25 protein-coding genes are annotated in these 23999 nt (G+C 49.7%); all 25 read left to right on the forward strand.

Annotation, left to right across the window (positions count from 1 at the left end):
- Positions 1 to 206: 206 nt before the first annotated feature.
- Positions 207 to 1364: an ADP-forming succinate--CoA ligase subunit beta gene (gene sucC, locus NYE33_RS19335; RefSeq protein ID WP_039295138.1), complete on the forward strand. Its 1158-nt coding sequence runs from the start codon at positions 207 to 209 to the stop codon at positions 1362 to 1364.
- Positions 1365 to 1399: 35 nt separating this feature from the next.
- Positions 1400 to 2329 (forward strand): succinate--CoA ligase subunit alpha, encoded by a 930-nt coding sequence (sucD, locus tag NYE33_RS19340; protein ID WP_341067067.1) that lies wholly within the window; start codon positions 1400 to 1402, stop codon positions 2327 to 2329.
- 183 nt (positions 2330 to 2512) lie between these two features.
- Positions 2513 to 3631 carry a DNA-processing protein DprA gene (dprA, locus tag NYE33_RS19345; protein WP_341067069.1) on the forward strand — a complete coding sequence of 373 codons (1119 nt, stop codon included), beginning with the start codon at positions 2513 to 2515 and terminating at the stop codon, positions 3629 to 3631.
- 99 nt (positions 3632 to 3730) lie between these two features.
- Positions 3731 to 5827, forward strand: coding sequence for a type I DNA topoisomerase (gene topA / locus NYE33_RS19350; protein ID WP_341067071.1), 2097 nt, complete (start codon positions 3731 to 3733; stop codon positions 5825 to 5827).
- Between the two features lie 23 nt (positions 5828 to 5850).
- Positions 5851 to 7230 carry an FADH(2)-oxidizing methylenetetrahydrofolate--tRNA-(uracil(54)-C(5))-methyltransferase TrmFO gene (gene trmFO, locus NYE33_RS19355; protein ID WP_042138167.1) on the forward strand — a complete coding sequence of 460 codons (1380 nt, stop codon included), beginning with the start codon at positions 5851 to 5853 and terminating at the stop codon, positions 7228 to 7230.
- Positions 7231 to 7375: 145 nt separating this feature from the next.
- Positions 7376 to 7918, forward strand: a complete 543-nt coding sequence (gene hslV / locus NYE33_RS19360; RefSeq protein ID WP_039295147.1) for an ATP-dependent protease subunit HslV — start codon at positions 7376 to 7378, stop codon at positions 7916 to 7918.
- A 33-nt stretch (positions 7919 to 7951) separates the two neighbouring features.
- Complete coding sequence (gene hslU / locus NYE33_RS19365; protein ID WP_042138164.1) at positions 7952 to 9352, forward strand: ATP-dependent protease ATPase subunit HslU; 1401 nt, start codon at positions 7952 to 7954, stop codon at positions 9350 to 9352.
- Between the two features lie 375 nt (positions 9353 to 9727).
- Complete coding sequence (flgB, locus tag NYE33_RS19370) at positions 9728 to 10135, forward strand: flagellar basal body rod protein FlgB (protein ID WP_042138163.1); 408 nt, start codon at positions 9728 to 9730, stop codon at positions 10133 to 10135.
- Positions 10136 to 10141: 6 nt separating this feature from the next.
- Entirely contained in the window at positions 10142 to 10588 is a 447-nt protein-coding gene (gene flgC / locus NYE33_RS19375; protein ID WP_042138162.1) for a flagellar basal body rod protein FlgC, read from the forward strand.
- A gap of 24 nt (positions 10589 to 10612) precedes the next feature.
- Complete coding sequence (gene fliE / locus NYE33_RS19380) at positions 10613 to 10921, forward strand: flagellar hook-basal body complex protein FliE (protein WP_039295158.1); 309 nt, start codon at positions 10613 to 10615, stop codon at positions 10919 to 10921.
- Positions 10922 to 10955: 34 nt separating this feature from the next.
- Positions 10956 to 12545 carry a flagellar basal-body MS-ring/collar protein FliF gene (fliF, locus tag NYE33_RS19385; protein WP_042138161.1) on the forward strand — a complete coding sequence of 530 codons (1590 nt, stop codon included), beginning with the start codon at positions 10956 to 10958 and terminating at the stop codon, positions 12543 to 12545.
- A gap of 4 nt (positions 12546 to 12549) precedes the next feature.
- Positions 12550 to 13566, forward strand: coding sequence for a flagellar motor switch protein FliG (gene fliG / locus NYE33_RS19390; RefSeq protein WP_042138160.1), 1017 nt, complete (start codon positions 12550 to 12552; stop codon positions 13564 to 13566).
- Complete coding sequence (locus NYE33_RS19395) at positions 13559 to 14407, forward strand: FliH/SctL family protein (RefSeq protein ID WP_042138157.1); 849 nt, start codon at positions 13559 to 13561, stop codon at positions 14405 to 14407. Before fliG ends, NYE33_RS19395 begins: the two co-directional genes overlap by 8 nt.
- Positions 14400 to 15713: a flagellar protein export ATPase FliI gene (fliI, locus tag NYE33_RS19400; RefSeq protein ID WP_042141293.1), complete on the forward strand. Its 1314-nt coding sequence runs from the start codon at positions 14400 to 14402 to the stop codon at positions 15711 to 15713. Before NYE33_RS19395 ends, fliI begins: the two co-directional genes overlap by 8 nt.
- Positions 15714 to 15719: 6 nt before the next feature.
- The gene (fliJ, locus tag NYE33_RS19405) at positions 15720 to 16163 is read left to right on the forward strand and encodes a flagellar export protein FliJ (protein WP_039295167.1); all 444 of its coding nucleotides are present in this window, start codon (positions 15720 to 15722) and stop codon (positions 16161 to 16163) included.
- Positions 16164 to 16181: 18 nt separating this feature from the next.
- Complete coding sequence (locus NYE33_RS19410) at positions 16182 to 17138, forward strand: magnesium transporter MgtE N-terminal domain-containing protein (RefSeq protein ID WP_231575158.1); 957 nt, start codon at positions 16182 to 16184, stop codon at positions 17136 to 17138.
- A gap of 22 nt (positions 17139 to 17160) precedes the next feature.
- Positions 17161 to 18621 carry a flagellar hook-length control protein FliK gene (locus NYE33_RS19415; protein ID WP_341067074.1) on the forward strand — a complete coding sequence of 487 codons (1461 nt, stop codon included), beginning with the start codon at positions 17161 to 17163 and terminating at the stop codon, positions 18619 to 18621.
- Between the two features lie 26 nt (positions 18622 to 18647).
- Complete coding sequence (gene flgD, locus NYE33_RS19420; RefSeq protein ID WP_341067077.1) at positions 18648 to 19133, forward strand: flagellar hook assembly protein FlgD; 486 nt, start codon at positions 18648 to 18650, stop codon at positions 19131 to 19133.
- Positions 19130 to 19513: a TIGR02530 family flagellar biosynthesis protein gene (locus NYE33_RS19425; protein ID WP_039295171.1), complete on the forward strand. Its 384-nt coding sequence runs from the start codon at positions 19130 to 19132 to the stop codon at positions 19511 to 19513. The genes flgD and NYE33_RS19425 overlap by 4 nt, the downstream gene beginning before the upstream one ends.
- A gap of 124 nt (positions 19514 to 19637) precedes the next feature.
- Complete coding sequence (gene flgG / locus NYE33_RS19430) at positions 19638 to 20456, forward strand: flagellar basal body rod protein FlgG (RefSeq protein ID WP_076246937.1); 819 nt, start codon at positions 19638 to 19640, stop codon at positions 20454 to 20456.
- A 122-nt stretch (positions 20457 to 20578) separates the two neighbouring features.
- Positions 20579 to 20803: a flagellar FlbD family protein gene (locus NYE33_RS19435; RefSeq protein ID WP_039295177.1), complete on the forward strand. Its 225-nt coding sequence runs from the start codon at positions 20579 to 20581 to the stop codon at positions 20801 to 20803.
- Complete coding sequence (locus tag NYE33_RS19440) at positions 20800 to 21267, forward strand: flagellar basal body-associated FliL family protein (RefSeq protein WP_039295180.1); 468 nt, start codon at positions 20800 to 20802, stop codon at positions 21265 to 21267. The genes NYE33_RS19435 and NYE33_RS19440 overlap by 4 nt, the downstream gene beginning before the upstream one ends.
- A gap of 40 nt (positions 21268 to 21307) precedes the next feature.
- On the forward strand, positions 21308 to 22306 hold the full coding sequence (gene fliM, locus NYE33_RS19445; protein WP_042138150.1) for a flagellar motor switch protein FliM: 999 nt from the start codon (positions 21308 to 21310) through the stop codon (positions 22304 to 22306).
- Entirely contained in the window at positions 22296 to 23606 is a 1311-nt protein-coding gene (fliY, locus tag NYE33_RS19450) for a flagellar motor switch phosphatase FliY (protein ID WP_042138148.1), read from the forward strand. The genes fliM and fliY overlap by 11 nt, the downstream gene beginning before the upstream one ends.
- A gap of 26 nt (positions 23607 to 23632) precedes the next feature.
- Entirely contained in the window at positions 23633 to 23998 is a 366-nt protein-coding gene (locus tag NYE33_RS19455; RefSeq protein WP_019910416.1) for a response regulator, read from the forward strand.
- Position 23999: the final 1 nt, after the last annotated feature.

Genomic DNA, 23999 nt, shown 5'->3' on the forward strand with positions numbered 1-23999 from the left:
TATCACTCTGTAATATGTTCTATATGCCACTAGCAGAAAACTGTACCGTTAACGGATTTAGTATTCAGGCGGCGGTTTTCTGCATGTGCCGGGATATTGCCAGTTTTCACCGGTCTGGACCCGGCTTTGGACAATCAAAACGGAATGCGGAATGGCTGCAGGCTGCCTGCTACACGGCCACCGCAAAACTTTAGGAGGCTTCCGGTATGAATATCCACGAGTATCAGGGAAAAGAAGTACTTAAGAAGTACGGTGTAGCCGTACCGAACGGAAAAGTAGCTTATACAGTGGAGGAAGCAGTGGAAGCTGCCGCAGCGCTGAGTACACCGGTAGTTGTAGTCAAAGCCCAGATTCATGCAGGCGGACGCGGTAAAGCCGGCGGCGTCAAGGTGGCGAAGAACAGTGATGAGGTTCGTGCCTATGCGGCTGAAATCCTCGGCAAGACGCTGGTCACCCACCAGACGGGACCCGAAGGCAAGGTAGTGAAGCGGCTGCTGATTGAAGAGGGCTGCCAGATTGTTAAAGAGTATTATATCGGACTGGTTGTAGACCGTGGTTCCGGGCGGGTAGTCATGATGGCTTCCGAGGAAGGCGGTACAGAGATCGAAGAGGTGGCGGCCACACATCCGGAGAAGATTTTCAAGGAAATCATTGATCCGGCAGTGGGACTACAGACCTTCCAGGCGCGTAAACTGGCTTACAGCATAGCCATACCTTCAGAGCTGGTAAATAAAGCTGTCAAGTTCATGCAAGCGCTATATCTGGCTTTTGTGGATAAAGATTGCTCCATCGCGGAGATTAATCCGCTGGTTGTAACGGCTGACGGAAATGTGATGGCGCTCGATGCCAAGCTGAATTTCGATTCCAACGCGCTGTTCCGGCATAAGGATATTCTGGAGCTCCGTGATCTGGACGAAGAGGATGCCAAAGAGATTGAAGCTTCCAAATACGATCTTAGCTATATTGCGCTTGACGGCAACATCGGCTGTATGGTGAATGGTGCGGGGCTCGCAATGGCTACCATGGATATTATTAAATATTACGGCGGAGAACCGGCCAACTTCCTGGATGTAGGGGGCGGTGCAACCACAGAGAAGGTAACCGAAGCTTTCAAGATCATCCTCTCGGATGATAAGGTAAGCGGGATTTTCGTTAATATTTTCGGTGGAATCATGCGCTGTGATGTCATTGCTACCGGTGTAGTTGAGGCAGCAAGACAGCTCGGGTTAACGAAGCCGCTGGTTGTACGTCTTGAAGGCACGAATGTAGCACTGGGCAAAGAAATTCTCGCCGGGTCGGGACTGAATATAGTTGCTGCCGATTCCATGGCTGACGGTGCCCGTAAAATTGTTGCTCTGGTGTAATATTCGACAATAAAAGTGAGGATGTGACCTGACGCATGAGCATTCTTGTAGATAAACATACGAAAGTCATCACACAGGGAATTACGGGCGCTACGGGCTTATTTCATACTAAAGGGGCACTGGATTACGGCACCCAGATGGTAGGCGGGGTAACCCCGGGCAAGGGAGGAACCTTTGTTCAGATCACGCTTGACAATGGCACGGAAGCCAGTCTCCCGGTATTTGATACGGTCGTTGCCGCCAAAGCAGCTACAGGTGCAACCGCCAGTGTGATCTATGTACCGCCTGCCTTCGCGGCTGATTCCATAATGGAAGCTGTGGATGCTGAAATGGAACTTGTCATTTGTATCACAGAAGGCATTCCTGTGCTGGATATGGTTAAAGTATCAAGATATATGGAGGGCCGTTCTACTGTATTGATTGGTCCCAACTGTCCGGGGGTTATCACGCCAGGAGAATGTAAAATCGGGATTATGCCGGGTTATATTCATATGCCTGGTTATGTAGGGGTTGTCTCGCGGAGCGGAACATTGACCTATGAAGCTGTACATCAGCTGACGGAGCGTGGTATGGGCCAGTCTTCGGCTGTAGGTATCGGCGGGGATCCGGTCAAGGGATCGGAGTTCATTGATATTCTGAAGCTGTTTAATGATGACCCGGGCACCAAAGCTGTCATCATGATCGGAGAGATCGGCGGGACGGCAGAGGAAGAAGCGGCTCAGTGGATTAAAGAGAATATGACAAAGCCTGTAGTCGGCTTTATCGGGGGCGTTACTGCGCCTCCCGGCAAACGGATGGGCCATGCCGGGGCGATTATTTCAGGCGGCAAAGGAACGGCCAGCGAGAAGATCGCTGTGCTGGAGTCCTGCGGGATCAAGGTCGCGCCAACTCCTGCGGAGATGGGCTCTACGCTCGTCAGTGTGCTTGAGGAACGCGGCATTCTGAATGCTTTCACCACCCACTAGAGCTCAGTCTGCAGAATCACACAAAGATCACTGCTTTTACCGCTGATTCATGTATAATCATTTTAAAGGTAAGCAACCTTTTGTCCCGGAGTACCGGGGTGAAGGGTTGCTTTTTTTGTCTTTTTTCGGCAGTTTATGTAATCATTAAGGAAGGCTGGCCCTTCCGTATAGGAGAGAGTGCATATGGAAACGCGGGATCTGCTGTTCGGTTTGAATGAAGTAGAAGGCATTGGATGGAAAAGTATGGACAGAATACGCCAGGCGGGCCTTTTAACGAATGAAGCTTTGTCCTGTTCCGTTACAGATTGGGAGCGGGCCGGAATCAGCGGCAAAATGTCGGCCAGACTTAACGCTGTCTTTAATGAAGAATGGATTCTGCAGCGCCGCTCTTTAATGGAAGCAAGCGGGGTTTCGATGGTGACTTTGCTGGATGAAGGGTACCCTGTCCAGTTAAAGGAAACCCCTCAGCCGCCTTGGGTTTTGTATTATCGCGGCCGTCTGGAGCTGGCTTCCCGTCCTTCTGTAGCTATGGTTGGTACCCGTGTGCCTACTGCCTATGGACGCAAGATTGGTGAAATGCTGGCTGAACAGCTCAGTGCGGCCGGTCTCACGGTTATAAGCGGCCTGGCGAGAGGGATTGACAGTGTCTGCCACGAAGCTGCATTGACGGGAGCCGGAAGTACCATTGCGGTGGTCGCAACGGGGCTGGATAAGGTCTATCCGCCTGAGAACCGTGAGCTGGAGCAGCAGATTTCACGTGTCGGGCTTGTGCTTAGCGAATATCCGCTGGGCACCCCGAGCCATCCCGGGTTATTTCCGCAGCGCAACCGGATTATCGCCGGACTGTCGCTCGGCACGGTGGTGGTCGAAGCAGATAGCCGAAGCGGTTCCCTGATTACCGCCGACGCTGCGCTAGAAGCAGGAAGGGATGTGTTTGCTGTCCCGGGTCCGCTCACCTCGCCCAAGAGCAGAGGCGCATTAGAGCTGATTAAACAAGGTGCGAAGGTGGTAACAAGCTCCGCGGATATCGTGGAAGAATACATAGCTTATCTGCCTGGAAAGGGTACTTCAGGGACTCCGGCAAGCGGTTCCGGGCCTTCCGCCGGAGACGGGTTAATCGAAAAGAAATTGACAAGTGAGGAGTTACACCTTTACCATATACTGCATCAAGGCCCCTTTACACTCGATGAGCTCCTGGCGTCCACGAGGTGGGATTTTGGACATTTGCATTCAGTTCTGTTATCTTTAATCATAAAAAAAGCGGTAACACAATTGCCGGGTGCAATTTATAAGGTAATTTAATATAGAAGTAACCGTGTTAAGCATAGACTCTTGATTTCCGCCGGGCCTGAGGGCAGGTTCAGGAGGATATATGCTTACAAACTTTTGGGAGGAAAACCTATGGCAGATGCGTTGGTTATTGTAGAGTCACCGGCAAAAGCAAAAACGATTGGTAAATATCTGGGCAGTAAATATATTGTAAAGGCATCAATGGGACATATCAGAGATTTGCCGAAAAGTCAGATTGGTGTGGAAGTGGAGAATGATTTCAACCCCAAATATATAACGATCCGCGGCAAAGGCTCTATCTTGAAGGAACTCAAGGATGCCAGCAAAAAAGTGAAAAAAGTCTATCTCGCAGCTGACCCGGACCGCGAAGGTGAAGCTATTGCCTGGCATTTGGCGCATGCGCTGGATTTGGACAACACACAGGAATGCCGGGTTGTCTTTAATGAGATTACGAAGCAGGCAGTGAAGGATGCTTTCAAGACTCCGCGCAAAATTAACATGGATCTTGTGAATGCCCAGCAGGCCCGCCGTATTCTGGACCGGCTCGTCGGATACAAGATTAGCCCCCTATTATGGAAGAAAGTCAAAAAAGGCCTGTCCGCAGGACGGGTACAATCGGTAGCTGTGAAGATTATTATGGACCGCGAGAACGAAATCTCTGCTTTTGTTCCCACAGAATACTGGAGTATTACTGCGAAGCTGGGCATCCGCGATTCCCTGTTCGAAGCCAAGTTCCACAAGCTCAATGGCGACAAAAAAGAGCTGGGCCAGGAGAGCGATGTACAGGAAGTATTGGATGCTATTAAGAATTCCGCCTTCCAGGTTAAAGAGGTAAAAGAGAAAGAAAGACAACGGCATCCTTCCGCTCCGTTTACAACAAGCTCACTGCAGCAGGAAGCTGCGCGTAAGCTGGGCTTCCGCGCATCCAAGACCATGTCTGTTGCTCAGCAGCTCTATGAGGGGGTTGAGCTGGGCAAGGAAGGCACTGTCGGTTTAATTACCTATATGCGTACGGATTCCACCCGTCTGTCTGCTACGGCCCAGGAAGAAGCTAAGGAGCTGATCCTCTCCAAATACGGTGAGAAGTTCGTTCCCGAGACACCGCGCCAGTATTCCAAGAAAGCTGCGGGAGCCCAGGATGCGCATGAAGCGATCCGTCCTACCTCGGCGCTCCGTGAGCCTGACATGGTCAAAGAATTCCTGAGCCGTGACCAGTTCCGCCTGTATAAACTGGTTTGGGAGCGTTTTGTTTCCAGTCAAATGTCTTCAGCCCTGCTTGATACGCTGTCTGTGGATATTACAGCAGGCACTGCGATTTTCAGAGCCGTCGGGTCCAAGGTTTCTTTCCCGGGCTTCATGAAGGTATATGTAGAAGGCAATGATGACGGCACAACGGATGAGGAGAAGTATCTGCCGCCGCTTAAGGCCGGCGATGACTTAACCAAGCATGATATCGAGCCGAAGCAGCATTTCACTCAGCCGCCTCCAAGATATACGGAAGCGCGTCTGGTCAAAACGCTGGAAGAACTGGGGATCGGCCGTCCGAGTACGTATGCGCCAACACTGGAGACGATCCAGAAGCGCGGATATGTAGCGATTGAAGAGAAGAAGTTCATGCCGACCGAACTCGGTGAGCTGATCATAGAGCAAATGGAAGAGTTCTTCCCGGAAATTCTGGATGTGGAATTCACAGCCCATATGGAAGGGGATCTTGACCATGTGGAGGAAGGTGCTGAGGACTGGGTGAAAGTGCTGGCCCAGTTCTATGAATCTTTTGAGAAACGTCTCCTCTACGCCGAAGAAGAAATGAAGGAAATTGAGATTGAAGATGAAGTTTCCGACGAGCTATGCGATAAATGCGGGAAGCCGATGGTCTACAAGCTGGGCCGTTTCGGTAAATTCCTGGCCTGCTCCGGATTCCCGGACTGCCGTAATACGAAGCCGATCATCAAGGATATCGGAGTAAGCTGTCCGAAATGTCATGAGGGTAAGGTTGTGGAGCGCCGCAGCAAGAAAGGCCGTGTCTTCTACGGCTGCGATCAGTATCCGGGCTGTGACTTTGTATCCTGGGATAGACCGTCGGTTAAACCATGTCCTGTCTGCGGCTCCTGGATGGTAGAGAAGCGCAACAAACAGGGGACTAAGCTGCAATGCACATCTTGTGATCATACCGAGGCAGTGCTGGACAACGAAGAGCTGGCAGAATAATTGTGTTACAGGAGGAAAGGAAATTGACTGATATAGCTAAAGTAACTGTGATTGGAGCCGGACTTGCCGGCAGTGAAGCCGCCTGGCAGATTGCCTCGCGCGGGGTTCCGGTCAGATTATATGAGATGCGTCCGGTTGTGAAGACACCGGCGCATCATACGGACCAGTTCGCCGAACTGGTCTGCAGTAACTCTCTGCGGGCCAACGGCCTTGGCAATGCGGTAGGTGTGCTCAAGGAGGAAATGCGCCGTTTGGACTCGCTGGTACTAGGGGCAGCCGACCGGCATGCGGTTCCGGCCGGAGGCGCACTTGCCGTAGACCGCGATGGATTCTCCGGTGAGATTACATCAATGCTGCATAATCACCCTCTGGTAGAAGTCATAAATGAAGAACTTGCGCATATACCGGAGGAAGGGATTGTTGTCATTGCGACAGGCCCGCTGACCTCTCCGGCACTCTCCGCTGAGATTAAAGGGCTGCTTGGCGAGGAGTATTTCTACTTCTATGATGCGGCTGCCCCGATTGTCGAGAAGGACACCATTGATATGAGCAAGGTGTATTTGGCCTCCCGATACGACAAAGGTGAAGCTGCATACCTGAACTGTCCGATGACGGAAGAGGAATTCGATGTTTTTTATGATGCACTGATCTCGGCTGAGACTGCCGCACTCAAAGATTTTGAGAAAGAGATTTACTTCGAAGGCTGTATGCCGATCGAGATTATGATGAAGCGCGGCAAGCAGACAGCGCTCTTCGGGCCGATGAAGCCCGTAGGTCTGATGAATCCTCATACAGGGAAGCTTCCTTACGCGGTTGTGCAACTTCGTCAGGATAATGCAGCGGGAACGCTTTATAACCTGGTTGGCTTCCAGACCCATTTGAAGTGGGGCGAACAAAAACGCGTGTTTTCACTTATCCCCGGGCTTGAGAACGCAGAGTATGTCCGTTATGGTGTCATGCACCGCAATACATTTATCAATTCTCCCAAGCTTCTGCATCCTACCTATCAAATGAAGGGACGGGAAAGACTGTTCTTTGCCGGCCAGATGACAGGGGTTGAAGGTTATGTGGAGTCTGCGGCTTCAGGTATGATCGCCGGTATGAATGCTGCCAGAGCGGCACTCGGTGAGGACGGTCTGGTCTTCCCGCAGGATACTGTGCTGGGCAGCATGCCGGCCTACATTACTTCCGCAGATCCCGAGCATTTCCAGCCGATGAACGCCAACTTTGGCTTGCTGCCAAAGCTTGAAACGAGATTCCGCAGTAAAAAAGAGAAAAACGAACGCCTGGCTTACCGTGCGCTGGACATTCTTGCTGCCTATGCTGCAGACAAAGGCCTGGCCTATACTGAGCCGGAGGTCGTAGAACCTCAGCTTACCGAAGCGGAAAGTCCGGCACAATAAAACTTAAACGCAAGCTTCCGGGACGGTTTGTCCGAAGCTGGTCCGGAAGCTTATGCCATAACACTAAGTGTATGCTTCCGGATCAGGTTTCTTCCAAGCTGTTTCGGGATGCTAACGCTCACAAAACTTTAGGAGGGTGCCCATTATGTTACCCAGCTTTCATGCGACTACGATTTGTGCGGTAAGACATGACGGCCATGCCGCGATTGCCGGCGATGGTCAGGTTACATTCGGAGAGAGTGTCATTATGAAGACGACGGCCAAGAAGGTCCGCCGCCTGTACAGAGGACAAGTAATTGCCGGTTTTGCGGGCTCCGTAGCGGATGCGATTACTTTGTTTGAGAAGTTTGAGGGTAAGCTGGAAGAGCATCACGGCAATCTGCAGCGGGCTGCAGTAGAACTGGCCAAGGACTGGCGCCAGGATCGTATCCTGCGCAAGCTGGAAGCGCTCATGATCGTGATGGACAAGGAAGGCATGCTGCTTATTTCCGGTAACGGCGAAATTATTGAACCCGATGATGACGTGCTGGCAATTGGCTCCGGCGGTAACTTTGCGCTGGCTTCCGGTCGCGCGCTCAAACGTCATGCATCGCACCTGGGCGCAGCGGATATTGCCAGAGAAGCTCTGCAGATCGCTTCCGAGATCTGTGTGTATACCAACTCCAATATTATTGTCGAACAATTATAGGCATGGTGCCATAGAAAGAGGGAGGAAGTCACAATGGTGAATCAATCGCTTACACCCCGCCAGATCGTAGCAGAGCTGGATAAATATATCGTAGGTCAGAAACAGGCTAAGAAATCGGTGGCCGTTGCTCTCCGCAACCGGTATCGGCGCAGCCTTTTATCCGAAGAGCTCCGGGATGAGGTTGTTCCTAAGAATATTCTCATGATTGGTCCTACAGGTGTCGGCAAAACGGAGATCGCACGGCGTCTGGCCAAGCTGGTCAATGCACCGTTCATCAAAGTGGAAGCCACTAAATTTACCGAAGTCGGCTACGTAGGCCGTGATGTGGAATCGATGGTCCGTGACCTGGTAGAGACCTCAATCCGTATGGTGAAGCTGGAACGCACCGAGAAGGTCAAGGACCGTGCTGAAGAACTGGCGAACGACCGCATTGTAGCAATACTGGTTCCTTCGACCTCGAAGGGCAAATCGCAGCGCAATCCGTTCGAGATGATTTTTGGCGGCAATAACGGCGGTGGGGAGGAAGCCAAAGAAGAGCCGGAGGACGGTAGTCTGAGCGAGCGGCGCAGAGGCATTAAGTTCAAGCTGCTGGCGGGTCAGCTCGAGGACGATATCATTGAAATCGATGTGGAAGACACCACTCCTTCGATGATGGATATGTTTGCCGGCCAAGGCAATGACCAGATGGGCATGAACATGCAGGAAATGTTCGGCAGCCTGCTGCCTAAGCGTACGAAGAAGCGCAAGCTGCCAATCCGTGAAGCCCGTAAGGTGCTGATTCAGGATGAGGCTGCCAAGCTGATTGATACGGATGATATGATTCAGGAGTCGGTAGCCCGCGCAGAGCAGTCCGGTATTATTTTTATCGATGAGATTGATAAGGTAGCCAGCCAGGGTAAAGGCTCCGGTCCGGATGTATCCCGTGAAGGGGTGCAGCGCGATATCCTGCCTATCGTTGAAGGTTCCACTGTGATGACCAAATACGGGCCTGTGAAGACGGATTACGTATTATTCATCGCTGCCGGAGCTTTTCATATTGCCAAGCCTTCGGACCTAATTCCTGAGCTTCAGGGACGTTTCCCGATCCGTGTGGAGCTGAGTAGTCTTACTCTTGAGGATTTTGTCTCTATTCTGACCGAACCGGAGAACGCGCTGACGAAGCAATATGTTCATCTGCTGCAGACCGAGAACATCGAAATTCAGTTCCAGAAGGAAGCGATTCAGGAAATTGCCAAAATCGCCGCTTCCGTGAATCAGAATATGGAGAATATCGGGGCCCGTCGCCTGCATACGATTCTGGAGAAGCTGTTGGAGGACCTATCCTTCGAAGCGCCGGAGCTGACACTGGAGACAATGGTCATTACTCCGGAGTATGTTCGCGAAAAACTGGCAGGAATCGCCCAGGATCGCGATTTAAGTCAATATATCCTTTAAAGCGACAGTGCGATATCCCGCTAAATTAGGTATTAAGAATTATAGCTATGCAAATTTAATTCGAAAAACGTGCATGAAGAGTTAAATAATGGTAATTAAAAGAATTATTTGGAATAAAAAAGGTAGAAAATTGTAAAAACATGCTTTAAGCCCTCTCTTTTCAGAAAAGATAGGGCTTATTTCTTATTGTAATAATATACAAATTCTAAGAGAATCAATGTATGTGAGATTGACATAAGAATCATCCATCGACAGCGTTCGACCTGCACTCGACAAATTAATGAAAATTTTAGCTTTTTTTGTCGAAAGTAAGCAGGAATTCGGGGGAAGTTGTGGAATTCTTTTCATTATGATAGGTTTGGAAGGGGGATTACCATGGGTTTGCTGAACAGTGTCAGTTTTCAAAGATTACAGGGAGGCCTAGATGCCGCCACCAAACGACAAAGTGTTCTGGCTAATAACGTTGCAAATGTTGATACGCCGAATTTCAAACGCTCTGATGTCAGTTTTGAAAGTTTCCTGAGACAACAGGAGAGCGGTGTGAAACCTACGCTGAGTGCGAAAGTATCAGACTCCCGGCATTTCCAATTTGGAACAGTAACCGGCGTGCCAACTGCTGTTGTCAGCACAGATGAGACTACTTCTATGAACAACAACGGCAATAATGTGGATATGGACCGCGAACAGGCACTGAGCGCCGAGAACCAGCTGAGGTATAACTCTTACGTTGAACAGTTGAACAGTCAGATTACTATGATGCGTACAGTTGTGCAGGGAGGGTAATAAATAATGAACTTTGGTAGCAGCTTTGGAATAAGCGCCTCGGCATTGACTGCCCAGCGCCTGCGGATGGATGTGATCTCCTCCAATATCGCAAATGCCGAGACAACCAGGGCTTCCGTGGTTGACGGCAAAGCCGTACCTTACCGCCGGAAGCTTGTAGTGCTGGAAACAGCCCAGGCTGATAGCTTCTCTAACATACTAGATTCAAAAATGAGCGGCGGCAGCGAAGGTGTTAAAGTGAAATCGATTATTGAGGATACTTCACCGCTGAAGCCCGTATACAATCCAAGTCATCCGGATGCTGATGTTGACGGATATGTGTACATGCCGAATGTGGATCTTACGAAGGAAATGGTGGACATGCTGTCTGCCTCACGTTCTTATGAAGCGAATGTAACGATGCTTAATGCGTCCAAAGCGATGGTGGGTAAGGCGCTCGAAATCGGCCGTTAATTGAATTGATTAGGAGGAGAATAATTGATACAGAACTTATTGATTGGAACTCAGGCTGTACAGCCGCTGGCTATGAAACCCGTAGCATCAGAGGCTTCAGCCGTCTCCGAAACGGGACAAAGCTTTGGTTCATACCTGGAGAATGCCCTTAATCAGGTGGCGGACCAGGAGCAGCAGGCTAAAGACATGAGTAACAAATTTGTTTTGGGAGAAGTCAACATTGATGAAGCTATGATTTCGTCCCAACAGGCATTGCTGAGTTTGCAGTTGACTACACAAGTCCGGAACAAAGTAATTGAAGCCTATCAGGAAATTATGAGAACTCAAATCTAAATGATCCTAGCTACGTTTCGGATGGGGTGACACTGTGAATGAAAGATTGGCCCAGTACCGGGAGAAGATCACCCTGTATTGGAACAGATTCAGCGGTAAACAGAAAATATTGTTTTTCTCCACTCTGTTTATCATCATAATAATAATCGTAGTTTTGACCATGCAATTATCAAAGACAGAATATGAAGTTGCTTTTCAGGATCTGGACAGTACCGATTCCGCGGGAGTTATGACTTATTTGGATACTTCGGGGATTCCTTACCGTTTAAGTCCGGATGGAAAGAGTATATCAGTACCCAGTACTGACGCCGCGCGCATCAAGATAGCCATTGGCTCGCAGGGGATCGTACAGGAAGGTTCGATCGGGTACAAAGTATTTGATGAATCTTCTTCGATGATTGGGACTACAGACAGTGAATTCAACGTGAAGTATAATAATGCCCTTAACGGCGAAGTTGAGCAGCTGATGAGAAGAATGCAGGGGATTAAAGATGTCAAGGTTCTGATTACCCTGCCGAAGGAAACTGTGTTTGCCTCTCAGGAGGATCAGGAGAAAGCGTTGGCTTCCGTGGTGCTTAGCTTCAATCCCGGATTTAGGCCTACACAGGATAATATCGACGGGTACTTCAATCTCGTAAAGACCGCTGTGCCGAATTTGCCGGTTGACAACATTACGATTACTAATAATGAAGTCGAATTGATGCCGACATCCAAAGGCGGACAAGCTGGCGTGTCCAGCCAGGTTGAAGAGAACTTCGCTTTGCAGAAGAAATTCGAAGATGATGTCAAGAAAGATGTCAAGCAATTCCTGAGTACGCTCACGGGTCCCGATAAAGTGGATGTTCTGGTGTTCTCCAAGCTCAATTTCGATAAGGAAAACCGTCAGGAAGAAATCGTACTGCCGGTAGATGCGGAGAATATGAAAGGGATTGAGATCAGTTCGCAAATTATCAGCAATACTTATTCGGGTCAAGGGAATACATCCGGTGGGGTTGCTGGTACAGGGTCGGAAGATGTCTCTGGATATCCTTCGGGGACTGACTCGGGTACTTCTTCTTCTGAGGAATCGTCGGAGACCAGGAACTATGAAGTGAATCGAATCACCAAAGATATTATTGCAAGCCCATATACTGTTAAAGATTTAACCATTAATGTAGCAGTTGAACCACCTAATGGGCAAACAACTTTGGATGATACAACTTCAGCGGCGATCCAGAATATTCTGGTCAATATTGTCCGTGCTTCGTTGGCAGATTCAGGTATTACTTATACAGACGCCGATTTAACCAAAAAAGTTTCGGTGTTCTCGCAACAATTTGGCAGTACGGCGGCGGATGCAGCATCCGGCGGACTGGCTAACTGGATGATCTGGGCAATTGGCGGAGCCGCATTGCTGGTCGGTGCGGGCGGCGGTTACCTCATCTACCGCAGCCGCAAGAATAAGCAGGAGGAAGAAGCGGAAGATGATATTCCGCTGCAGGTTCCTACCGAGTTTCCTTCTATTAATATGGAGAGCGTGACGAATGAAAGTCAGGTCCGCAAGCAGCTGGAAAGTCTGGCGAAGAAAAAGCCGGATGAATTCGTAAACCTGCTGCGTACATGGCTTGCTGAAGAACAGAGGTGAAGGAATGGCAAAAGCTAGCCAGCAGGGACTTAGCGGCCGTCAAAAGGCGGCGATCCTGCTTATCACACTAGGGCCTGAAGTATCGGCACAAATTTTTAAACATTTAAGAGATGAGGAAATCGAGCAGCTGACTCTGGAAATTGCGAATGTCCGCAAGGTGGACAGCGTGGAGAAAGAGTCGATCATGTCAGAATTCCATCAAATCTGTCTTGCTCAAGAATATATCTCTCAAGGCGGTATTAACTATGCCAAGGAGATACTCGAGAAAGCACTGGGTTCAGCCAAAGCGCTTGAAGTTATTAACCGACTGACGGCGACGCTGCAGGTAAGACCGTTCGATTTTGCGCGCAAAGCAGACCCGAACCAGATTCTCAACTTTATCCAGAACGAAAATGTCCAGACTATTGCACTAGTACTCTCTTATTTGCAGTTTGAACAAGCTGCCTCTATCCTGTCTTCCCTGCCTCAAGAGAAGCAGGCCGAGGTTGCCCGGAGAATAGCCATTATGGACAGCACCTCTCCTGAGGTGGTCACCCAGATTGAACGGGTTCTGGAACAGAAGCTGTCGGCTACAGTTACCCAGGATTACACAAATGCGGGCGGTATTGAATCGATTGTACAGATTCTGAACGGTGTTGACCGTGGTACGGAACGTACCATTCTCGACTCGCTGGAAATACAGGATCCGGAGTTGGCGGAAGAAATCAAGAAGCGGATGTTCGTCTTCGAGGATATCGTCAATGTGGACAACCGTTCAATCCAGCGCATCATCAAAGATATCGACAATGCTGATTTGCAGCTCGCGCTCAAGGTGGCCAGCGAGGAAGTGCGGGATGTTATTTTCCGCAATATGTCCAAGCGTATGGCCGAAACCTTCCGTGAAGAAATGGAATACATGGGTCCTGTGCGGCTGCGTGATGTGGAAGAAGCACAGACCCGCATCGTAGGCACGATCCGCAGACTCGAAGAGTCTGGTGAAATTATCATCGCCCGTGGCGGAGGAGATGACATTATTGTCTAAGCTGATCAAACATTCTCAATATGTTCCGGTAGATGTGCTGAAGCGGCTGGAGCAGGCCAGACATCATGCAGGACTTACCGAAGATCCTGTTGCCGAGGAGGCTCCTGGCGAAGTCCACTATCAGGATCCCGCCAGGGAAGCGGCAGAGCAGGCACGCAAGCAAATGCTGAAAGATGCCCAGGAGTTTGCTGAAGGGCAGGTCCGCAGTGCATCTCAGGAAGCTGAGAATATTATGGAATCAGCACGGAATGAAGCTGAAGAATGGTGGCGGCAGCGCAGGGAGCAGGACGAGCATCTTGTGGAAGCCGTCAAGTCCGAAGGGTTTCAGCAAGGCTACCAGGAAGGTCTCGCCCATGCGGAGCAGGAGATGTCCCAGCGGCTTGCCGAGATGATGGAGGAAGCAAGAACTGTACTTCAGGAAGCGTACCGGGCAAGAGATGTGATTATTCAGGAAGCTGAACCTTTTCTGGTAGAGCTGAGCTGCGATATCGCCGAGAAAATAGTGGACAAGCAGCTGACCGTGGAACCGCAATTTGCAATGGAGCTGATCCGCAAGAATCTGGCCCGCAAGCGCGAGCAGGGGTTGATTTCCTTATGTGTCTCTCCGGCACAGTTCGCGTTTGTCAACGCAGCGCGAGAAGAGCTTTCACTCGCCGTGGACTCACAGGCTGAGCTGCAGATTCTTCCGGATTCAACGGTTAAGGATCAGGGCTGTGTCATCCGCTCCTCCTTTGGCAGCATCGACGCACGTGTGGATACCCAGCTGGCTGAGATCAAAAAAGAACTGCTGCGAATCGCCCTGGACGTAGGTGAACACAGAAATGGGGAAGACGATGCTTGACAGCGGAAGATACAAAGAACAGCTGCGTAATTTTGACCCGGTCCGGATTAACGGCAAGGTTACCCAGGTCATCGGACTGATGGTGGAGTCGGAAGGCCCGGATGCCAGCATCGGTGATGTGTGCTTTATTTATCCCGCCAAAGGAACTAAGCCGCTTCAGGCAGAGGTCGTCGGATTTCGTGACAACAAGGTGCTGCTGATGCCGCTTGGAGAACTGCAGGCCATCGGGCCTGGCTGTGATGTTGTCGGCACAGGCAAGCCGCTGAGTGTACAGGTAGGCTCGGAGCTGCTGGGCAAGGTGCTTGACGGTTTGGGCCAGCCGCTTGACGGCTCACTCATTCCTGCCCGAATGCCGCACAGCTCGACCTTCAACATTCCTTCCAACCCGCTTAACCGTCCGCGAGTAGCTGAACCTATCAGCATCGGGGTCAGAGCGATTGACGGACTTCTCACCATCGGTAAAGGACAGCGGGTCGGCATTTTTGCAGGCTCTGGTGTCGGCAAAAGTACACTGATGGGAATGATCGCCCGTAACACTTCGGCAGATGTGAATGTTATTGCCCTTATCGGTGAGCGGGGCAGAGAAGTGCTTGATTTCATTGAGCGCGACCTGGGGCCGGAAGGGCTGCAGCGTTCGGTGGTTATCGTGGCTACTTCGGATCAGCCGGCGCTGATCCGGATCAAAGGTGCCTTGATTGCCACTACAATCGCCGAATATTTCCGAGACCGCGGACTGAATGTCATGCTGATGATGGACTCGGTTACCCGTTATGCCATGGCTCAGCGCGAGGTTGGGCTGGCGGTAGGTGAACCTCCTGCAATGAGAGGGTACACCCCGTCGGTGTTTGCCAGTCTTCCTAAACTGCTGGAGCGGGCCGGAACTGGCCCCACAGGGTCCATCACCGCATTTTATACAGTGCTGGTTGACGGTGACGATATGAACGAGCCGATCGCCGATGCTGTGCGCGGTATCCTGGATGGACATATTGTCCTGAACCGGAATATCGCGAATAAAGGACATTTCCCGGCAATCGATGTTCTCTCCAGCATCAGCCGTGTGATGAAGGATATAGCACCGGAAGAGCAGATTGCTGCAGCAGAGAATGTAAAGCGCCTTATGGCAGTCTATAAGGATTCCGAGGATCTGATCAATATCGGAGCTTACCAAAGAGGCTCGAACGCCCAAATTGATGAATCGATGCATTACATCGACAGCATCTGGGATTTCACCAAGCAAAAAGTGAATGAGAAGGTAACCCTTAGCGATGTGCAGCAGTCTTTAATTTCACAGTTCTCGAGGAGTTGATTGATCATGAGATTCCATTATACTTTTCAAAAAGTGGTGGACTTGAAGGGTAACGAAAAAACACAGGCAGAGTGGATGCTCTCAAGCGCGCTCGGAGAACTGCAGGCACAGGAAAAAAGCCTTGATGAATTAATTATACAGCGCAATGCGGTAATGTCGTCTTTACAGAGTGCAGCTGAGCAAAAGACACCTATGGCTAAGCTTCGCGAAATGCAGGATTATGTGGATTATCTGGATAAGTGCATTGCCCGCAAGCATTCCGATATCAGCCGGGCGCATATAGAGGTTCAGAGCAAGCAGGATCATCTCAGTACCAAGGTTCTGGATGAGAAGGTATGGCTCAAGGCCAAAGACAAAGCACAAACAGCATTTCTGCAGAATATGAGTTTACGGGAACAAAACGAACTGGATGAGATGGCTACCGTCCGCTTCGCGATGAAATCCCTCTAACCTGGGAGGTTTCCGCTAGTGGCAAATAATCAAATGGAACTTGAAGATGAAGGGTCGGCAGGTAAATTCGAGCGTTTTTTATTCTTGATGATTCCGATCATCTTCACGCTTGTACTGCTTGGAGTACTGTTGACCCTATTTAATATGGACATCCGGAATAATGTCCTTGAGATTGCGAACAAGATTCCTGTGGTGGAGAAATGGGTGCCAGAACCTGCCCCGGATCCGGATTCAGATACCGCCGGAGAAACCGCAGATGATCCGCAAGCTGAAAGTAAAGAGCAGGCTGCGAGTTCGGAGAGCACAATTAAAGAGCTGAAGTCTCAGCTTAACGCGCAGGCAGCGCAGCTGAAACAGGCAGAAGAAGACAAGGCGTCCGAGGCTAACAAAGCTGAGGCGCTTCAGAAGCAGATTGACGGGATGAAGGAAGAAGCGGCGGCAGTTGCAGCAACGGAGGAAGAGGAAGATCCATATCTCAAGCAGGTTACGGATCTGGCCAAGCTGTATGCGGGAATGAAGGCCTCCAAAGCTGCACCGATTATGGAGAACTTGACCACAGATGAAATGGTCCAAATCTTCAGTGTGATGAGCAATGCCAGCAAAACGGCCATCCTGGAAAAAATGGACCCGAAAAAAGCTGCGGATGTATCTATAAAGCTAAAAGAAACAACGAATTCAACCGATATGGCTATTGCAGCCCTTCAATCGAGACTGAAACAGGATGAAGCCGGTACAACCAAGGCTGCAGCCTCAGCCAATCTTGATCAGGAGAAGCTCAGCCAGACTTTTACCTCAATGCCTGCTGCTGACGCGGCTACACTGCTGGGTTCAATGTACAGCATTAGCCCGGATAAGGTCATCACCATACTGAATACAGTCAGTGATACTGTCCGCTCCTCTATCCTGGGGGAGATGACCAAGAATGACAGCGCACAGACAGCCAAAATTGTAAACCGGCTGATGGGCGGTAAATAACACTTGAAGGGAGGTGAAAAAGATGAGTTTAATCGTACAATCATTAAGTGCAGGTAACCTGGCTGCTGCCGGTGGAACGTCAACGGGTACCAGTGGAACTGCCAGTACGGCTACACCTTTTGCCCAGACGCTTGTACAAAGCATGGGAGGCACTACTGCTAAAGGGACGGAAGCACCTGTATTAGGCAATCTGGCTTCCTTGCTGCAGGGTCTTCTGAACGCGGTACAGACCAAGGGTGAAGAGTCCGCCAGTACGGACGCCAAGAAATCAGAACTTCTGGAAGGTCTAACTCAGGACATGGAGAATCTGGATGCAAGTCTGGAGGCTGATCCCGCACTGCTTGCTGCTCTTCAAGGGTGGATTCTTCAAGTGTCGGCGCTCTTATCCGGTAATACTCCGGCTGAACAGACAGATGCATCAGACACTGGAGCAGTAGCATCAACAGGTCTGTCGCCTCTTGCCCAGAACCCGGAAACCCTGCGCTTTGCAGTCCAGGATGAGCTGAACAGCCTGGTCCAACTGGTTCAGGATGCAGCTGTAAGCGGAAGTGAAGAAACAGCAGCCAAAGGTGCTGCACTGTTGAATCAATTCTCGGCTATTCTGGCTGAAAGCGTGCCTGCCGATAACAAACCCAAGCTTAAGACAGTAAGTACAACAGAGGTTTCGTCATCATCGCTTAAGCAGGCATCCGGAACAGAAACCAAACAGAATGTTGATGATAGTAGAAGAGTAGTTTCAAACATCCGTACATTTTTAGATGCCGCAGTTAAGACGGAATCTGCTCCAGTACCAGCAGCAGTAAACGGTACAACCGTAACTGCAGAAGAGAGCCCTCAGGTTCCTGCCACTGGTATAGCTCCAGTGAAGGAGACGGCAACTGCCGAGGAAGCTTTGCCTGCCGTCAAAACATCAGCTGGCGAACCTGAAATCGTTACAGCAGGCCAGTTGTCAATCAGTAACGGAATTTCCGCACCACTGAAAGCACCATCCTCTCCAGTGCCGGTTCAGCAATTCGCTCAGGAAATGAACACTTTTATCAGCGGTAAATTGGAGATCGTCAAAAAGGGCGGAGTTGCTGAGGCTACAATCACCTTATTCCCGGAGAATCTTGGACAAGTCGATGTGAAAATATCGATGCAAAATGGTAATCTGGTTGCCCAATTCCTGACCCAGCATAGCGGGACGAAGGATATTCTTGAGCAGCAGATGAACCAGCTTCGTTTAGCTTTACAGTCCCAAGGCCTTCAGGTAGAAAGGCTTGAGGTAACCCAGAACAACCCATCGGCTCAGTCACAATGGACCGGACAGCAGGGTCAACAGACGGGAGCTGGCGGACAACAGCAGGGCAGACGCTCTAGAGAGCGCCAGGAAGAATCAGCAGATGCGGTGCTTGCCGCAGAGCTTAATGGAGAATGGAAAGATTGGGTCTCGGCAACGCAGCAAGATAATAATCAGAACGGCAGTTTTTCGGCCAAAGTATAATAACTGGACAAGCGAGGTGAAATGAAATGGCAACAACGAATCCCGTTTCCGGCAGTAACTCATGGAATTACGTTTCGGATAATTCAACTACCAAGACAACAGGCAGCTCGACACTGGGCAAGGATCAATTTCTTAAAATATTGATTACCCAGCTGCAGAATCAGGACCCGATGCAGCCGATGGAGGATAAGGAATTTATCGCCCAGATGGCCCAGTTCTCATCTGTCGAACAGCTAATGAACATTTCCACCCAGCTTACGGCACTGAATCAGTCACTAGGTTCTGTATCCGGTCTGATCGGCAAAGATGTCACTTGGATGGATATCCAAACCAAATTACCGAAATCAGGCAATGTAGAATCCATTGTTGTGAGCAGCGGTGTACAGTACGCGGTTGTAGGCAGTGAGCGGATCGCCTTATCAGATATCACACAAATTCAGAATCCCTCTGCTGAACCGGCAGCGGGCAGTGGTACTTCAACGGGCGGCGGGGAGAGCGGGGCGACCACATGAGCGACAGACTGACAATAGGCCAGCTGTATCCGGCGAGTGTACACCCTTCAACGCTGCAACGTCAGCAGTCAGCCAAGAGCTCTGTAAGCTCTGAAGCTTCATTTGAGAGCGTGCTGCAGAAGAATATGCTGAAGTTCAGCAATCATGCGGCAAAGCGGCTTGAACAGCGGGGGATTGAGCTTGGCAGCCGCCAATTAGACCAAATCTCGTCTGCGGTAGACAAGGCAGCAGCCAAGGGCAGCAAAGAATCGCTGATCCTGATGAAAGATATGGCGTTAATCGTAAGTGTTGCGAACCGTACCGTAGTTACAGCTATGGATGGGAAGTCTATGAAAGATAATGTATTTACGCAGATTGACAGTGCAGTAATTATTTCATGAACCGGCTGGTCCTAACTGGAGAGCCGGAATGTCCGCCGACCGACTGACGCGGGCATCACTCCAATTTCCATCATTCTAATTTTAAGAGTCTACAAAGACTCTAAATCCGGGAGGACGACAAATAATGTTAAGATCTATGTATTCAGGAGTATCAGGTATGCGCGGGTTCCAGACTAAGCTGGACGTTATCGGTAACAATATTGCCAACGTCAACACCATCGGCTTCAAATCAGGCCGCGTAATGTTCAAGGACATCATGAGCCAGACGGTATCCGGTGTTACGGCACCTGTTGAAGGCGGACAAGGCGGGGTTAATGCCAAACAGATCGGGCTAGGGGTAAGCATTGGTTCTGTGGACACGATGCATTTGGCGGGCAGTGCCATGACTACTAATAACCCTACGGATCTGCGGATTGACGGAGACGGATTCTTCCTGGTAAAACTCACGGATGATCAGGAGACGCCTTTCCTTACGCGCGCAGGAGATTTTCATGTGGATTCTAACCGTAATCTCATTACTTCCGATGGCCTTCATGTCGTGAGTGTTGATGGGGAATCCATTCAATTGCCTGAAGAGGCTACCGCATTCTCTATTTCCAGTGACGGTACCATTGTTCAGACGATGGCTGACGGGACGACTGAACAAGGGGTTCAAATCGCCGTTGCCAAAGTTAGCAACCCGCAAGGTCTTGAGAAAATCGGCGGCAATCTGTACCGGATGACGTTGAATGCCAACGCAGAGGGAGCGCTGGAACCGACTACTGCCAACAATGCTGAAGTAGGAACAGGCTCAATTGTTGCCGGCCAGCTGGAAATGTCTAACGTCGATCTGACGAACGAGTTCACGGAGATGATCGTGTCACAACGTGGTTTCCAGGCGAACTCACGTATTATTACAACTTCAGATGAAGTACTCCAGGAAGTTGTTAACCTCAAGCGTTAAGTTTTTGAGAATATGAGGGTTAGTCATAAACTTGCTGTATAATAGTAACTTTCCGCCTGAGGCGGTATTGTTATTATAGTCGTGGGGGGGACTCCTCCCCCTATTTTGTTAGGAGGCCTGTTATGATTTCGGTAACAAGATTGAATGGGGCGGCGATGTGGTTAAATGCCCTGCTGGTTGAAATGGTTGAAGAATCCCCGGATACGTATATCACGCTCGTAACCGGCAAAAGGCTGATTGTGCTTGAAAAGGCTGATGAAGTCATTGAGAAGATTAAGGAATACAACAGGGACATAGGCACACATGCTGCCACCATTAAAGTCCAATCGATGGAGGAGCTTTCATGAAGAAGATGATGCCATGGCTCATTACGATTTTACTGGCGATTACGCTCATTGTAGTAGCCGCATTTTTACTAATGGACAGGTTTTTCCCCAGTGATGCGAATGATGTAAATCAGGCTGTCCAGAACGTGGAAGCCAAGAGACTAAGCGCGGATGAAATCGTCGCCTTGACGGCGGAGATCACTGATATCAAAACTAATCTTGCCGATCCCGATTATATCCTTTCAGTTGACATCGCGTTTCAGCTAGATTCAGCGAAGTCCAAGGAAGAATTCGAAAAGATAAAAGCTATTAAAATTGCACCGCTTATTATCAAAGCGATTGCCGATGCCCGGCCTGAGGATTTAAACGGGGCCAGCGGCAAAGATCAATTCAGCAGCAAACTGGTGAACATAATCAATAAGAATTTGACTGAAGGCACGATTACCCAGATCGAATTCACCAAATTCATCTTGGCACCAATGTAACTGCTGGCGGGATAATTCTTTGATGGGGGGGTGATTGAAATTGGTTGATGTACTATCACAAAATGAAATTGATGCTCTGCTCGCTGCACTCTCATCCGGTGAAATGGATGCCGATGAACTAAAAAAAGAAGAAACCCAGAAAAAAATCCGCTCTTACGATTTCAAACGGGCCGTACGCTTCTCCAAAGATCATATCCGCAGTCTTACCCGGATCCATGATAACTTTGCCCGCTACCTTACAACGTACTTTTCGGCCCAATTGCGCACTTTTGTACAAATCAGTGTCGTTCAAGTAGAGCAGCTCCCTTATGATGAGTTTATCCGCTCCATTCCCAAAATGACGATACTGAATATTTTTGAAGCCGAACCTTTAGAGGGCCGAATGGTTATGGAGGTGCATCCGAATATTGCCTTTGCCATGCTGGACAGACTGCTTGGCGGATTTGGTACAGCACCTTCGAAGATTAACGCCCTGACTGAAATCGAAACGACAATTATGGAGAGAATTTTCAGCAGATGTTTCGAAAGTCTGCAGGAAGCCTGGAAGACAGTTCTGGACATCCATCCACGGATGGAAGCACTGGAAACGAATCCGCAGTTTATGCAAATTGTATCGCCAAATGAAACGATTGCCCTTATCTCCCTCAGCACCAAAATTGGAGATACCACCGGGATGATCAACCTCTGTATCCCTCACGTTGTTCTTGAGCCGATTATGTCGAGGCTGTCTGTTCACCAGTGGTTTGTATCCGAGAAGAAGGTGCGGGATGAGATAGAGCTTGAAGCCATCCGGGCAAGAGTTCACCGGGCTCAGCTTCCGATAGTAGCAGAGCTGGGTGAATCGAGGTTATCTATTGCTGAATTTCTCGGGCTCAGTGTCGGCGACGTGATTTCTCTTAACAAGACTGTGGATTCCGGACTGTCAATCAAGGTAGGGGACAAGCTGAAATTCATCGGAAGTCCTGGGATAATCAAAGAACGTGTGGCTGTGCAAATAGACGAGATTGTCAGCGAAGGGGTTGAAGAGTTTGACGAGTAAAGATTATTTGTCCCAAGAAGAGATAGATGCTCTTCTTAGACAGTCTGCGGAAGGTAACCTGGCTCCCTCGCCGAAGACAGTGGATGATTATTTAACACCTTTTGAACAGGATGCACTGGGAGAAATTGGAAATATTACATTCGGCAGTGCAGCGACTGCGCTGTCCACTCTGCTCGGCAAAAAGGTTGATATCACGACTCCTAAGGTATCGATTATTACCCGCAGTGAGTTCGAGGAAGCGTTCCCTAAACCTCATGTCGCAGTTCATGTACAGTATGTGGACGGTTTCCAGGGGATCAATTCACTGGTCATCAAGATCAGGGATGCACAGGTCATTGCCGATTTAATGCTTGGCGGTGAAGGAGAACCCAAAGACGAAGAATTGAATGAAATTCATATCAGCGCCGTGCAGGAAGCCATGAATCAGATGATGGGCTCATCCGCTACTTCCATGTCGACTATATTTAACAGATTCGTCAATATTTCTCCTCCGGGCATCGATATTCTAAATATGTCCAGTGGAGAAGGGGTTGGAAGCCTGCCGGATGATGAAACATTAATCCAGATTTCGTTCCGGCTGAAGATCGGCGATTTGATCGATTCCACGATTATGCAGCTGCTGCCTGTGCCGTTCGCCAAAGACATGGTGACCATGCTATTGGGCGATGTCAGCCAGGCTGACCAGGAAGCGGCCGTTACGTCGACCGCAACACCTCCCAAACCCGCCGCCGCACCAGAACCTGCTCCGGCAGCACCTCCGGTACAGCAGCAGATGCCGACACCTGACCCTGGAGGGATCCCTCCTCAATATCCGCCGCAGGGGATGCCTCCATATCCGGGAATGCCTGAAGGTGGCTATTATTATCCTCCGGCCGGTATGCCAGCCTATGGAATGCCGGGTATGCCGCCTTACGGAATGCCGCCTCAAGGAATGCCATATCCGCAGGCGCCGCCGCAGAATTCTGCACCTAATCGCAATGTGAATGTGCAGCCGGTACAATTTGCCAACCTCAGTGCAGGGGCTTTTGGCAATATTGACGAAAATAATTTAAATTTATTGATGGACATACCACTGAGAGTGACCGTAGAATTAGGAAGGACCCAGAAGCAGATCAAAGATATTCTGGAAATGTCGCAAGGTTCGATTATCGAACTGGACAAACTGGCGGGCGAGCCTGTTGACATTCTGGTTAACAACAAGCTCATTGCCAAAGGGGAAGTCGTAGTTATAGACGAAAACTTCGGTGTCCGCGTTACGGATATCGTCAGCCAGTGGGACCGTATACAAAAATTACAATAAGCATACTTAGGGAGGATTTTGTAAAAATGGCTAACCGAATTCTAATCGTGGACGATGCAGCATTTATGAGAATGATGATCCGGGACATTTTGTCGAAGAACGGATTTGAGGTAGTGGGTGAAGCCCAGGACGGTTCACAGGCTATAGAGAAATTTAAGGAACTGCGTCCGGATCTGATCACGATGGATATCACCATGCCTGAAATGGACGGAATCGCCGCCCTAAAAGAAATCAAAAAAGTAGATGCCAATGCCAAAGTCATCATGTGTTCAGCCATGGGTCAGCAGGCTATGGTCATTGATGCAATTCAAGCCGGAGCGAAGGACTTTATCGTTAAGCCTTTCCAGGCTGACCGTGTAATTGAAGCTATCAACAAAACGTTGGGTGTGTAGG

Source organism: Paenibacillus sp. FSL R10-2199 (assembly GCF_038000235.1).
GTDB classification, from domain to species: Bacteria; Bacillota; Bacilli; order Paenibacillales; family Paenibacillaceae; genus Paenibacillus_AQ; species Paenibacillus_AQ phytohabitans.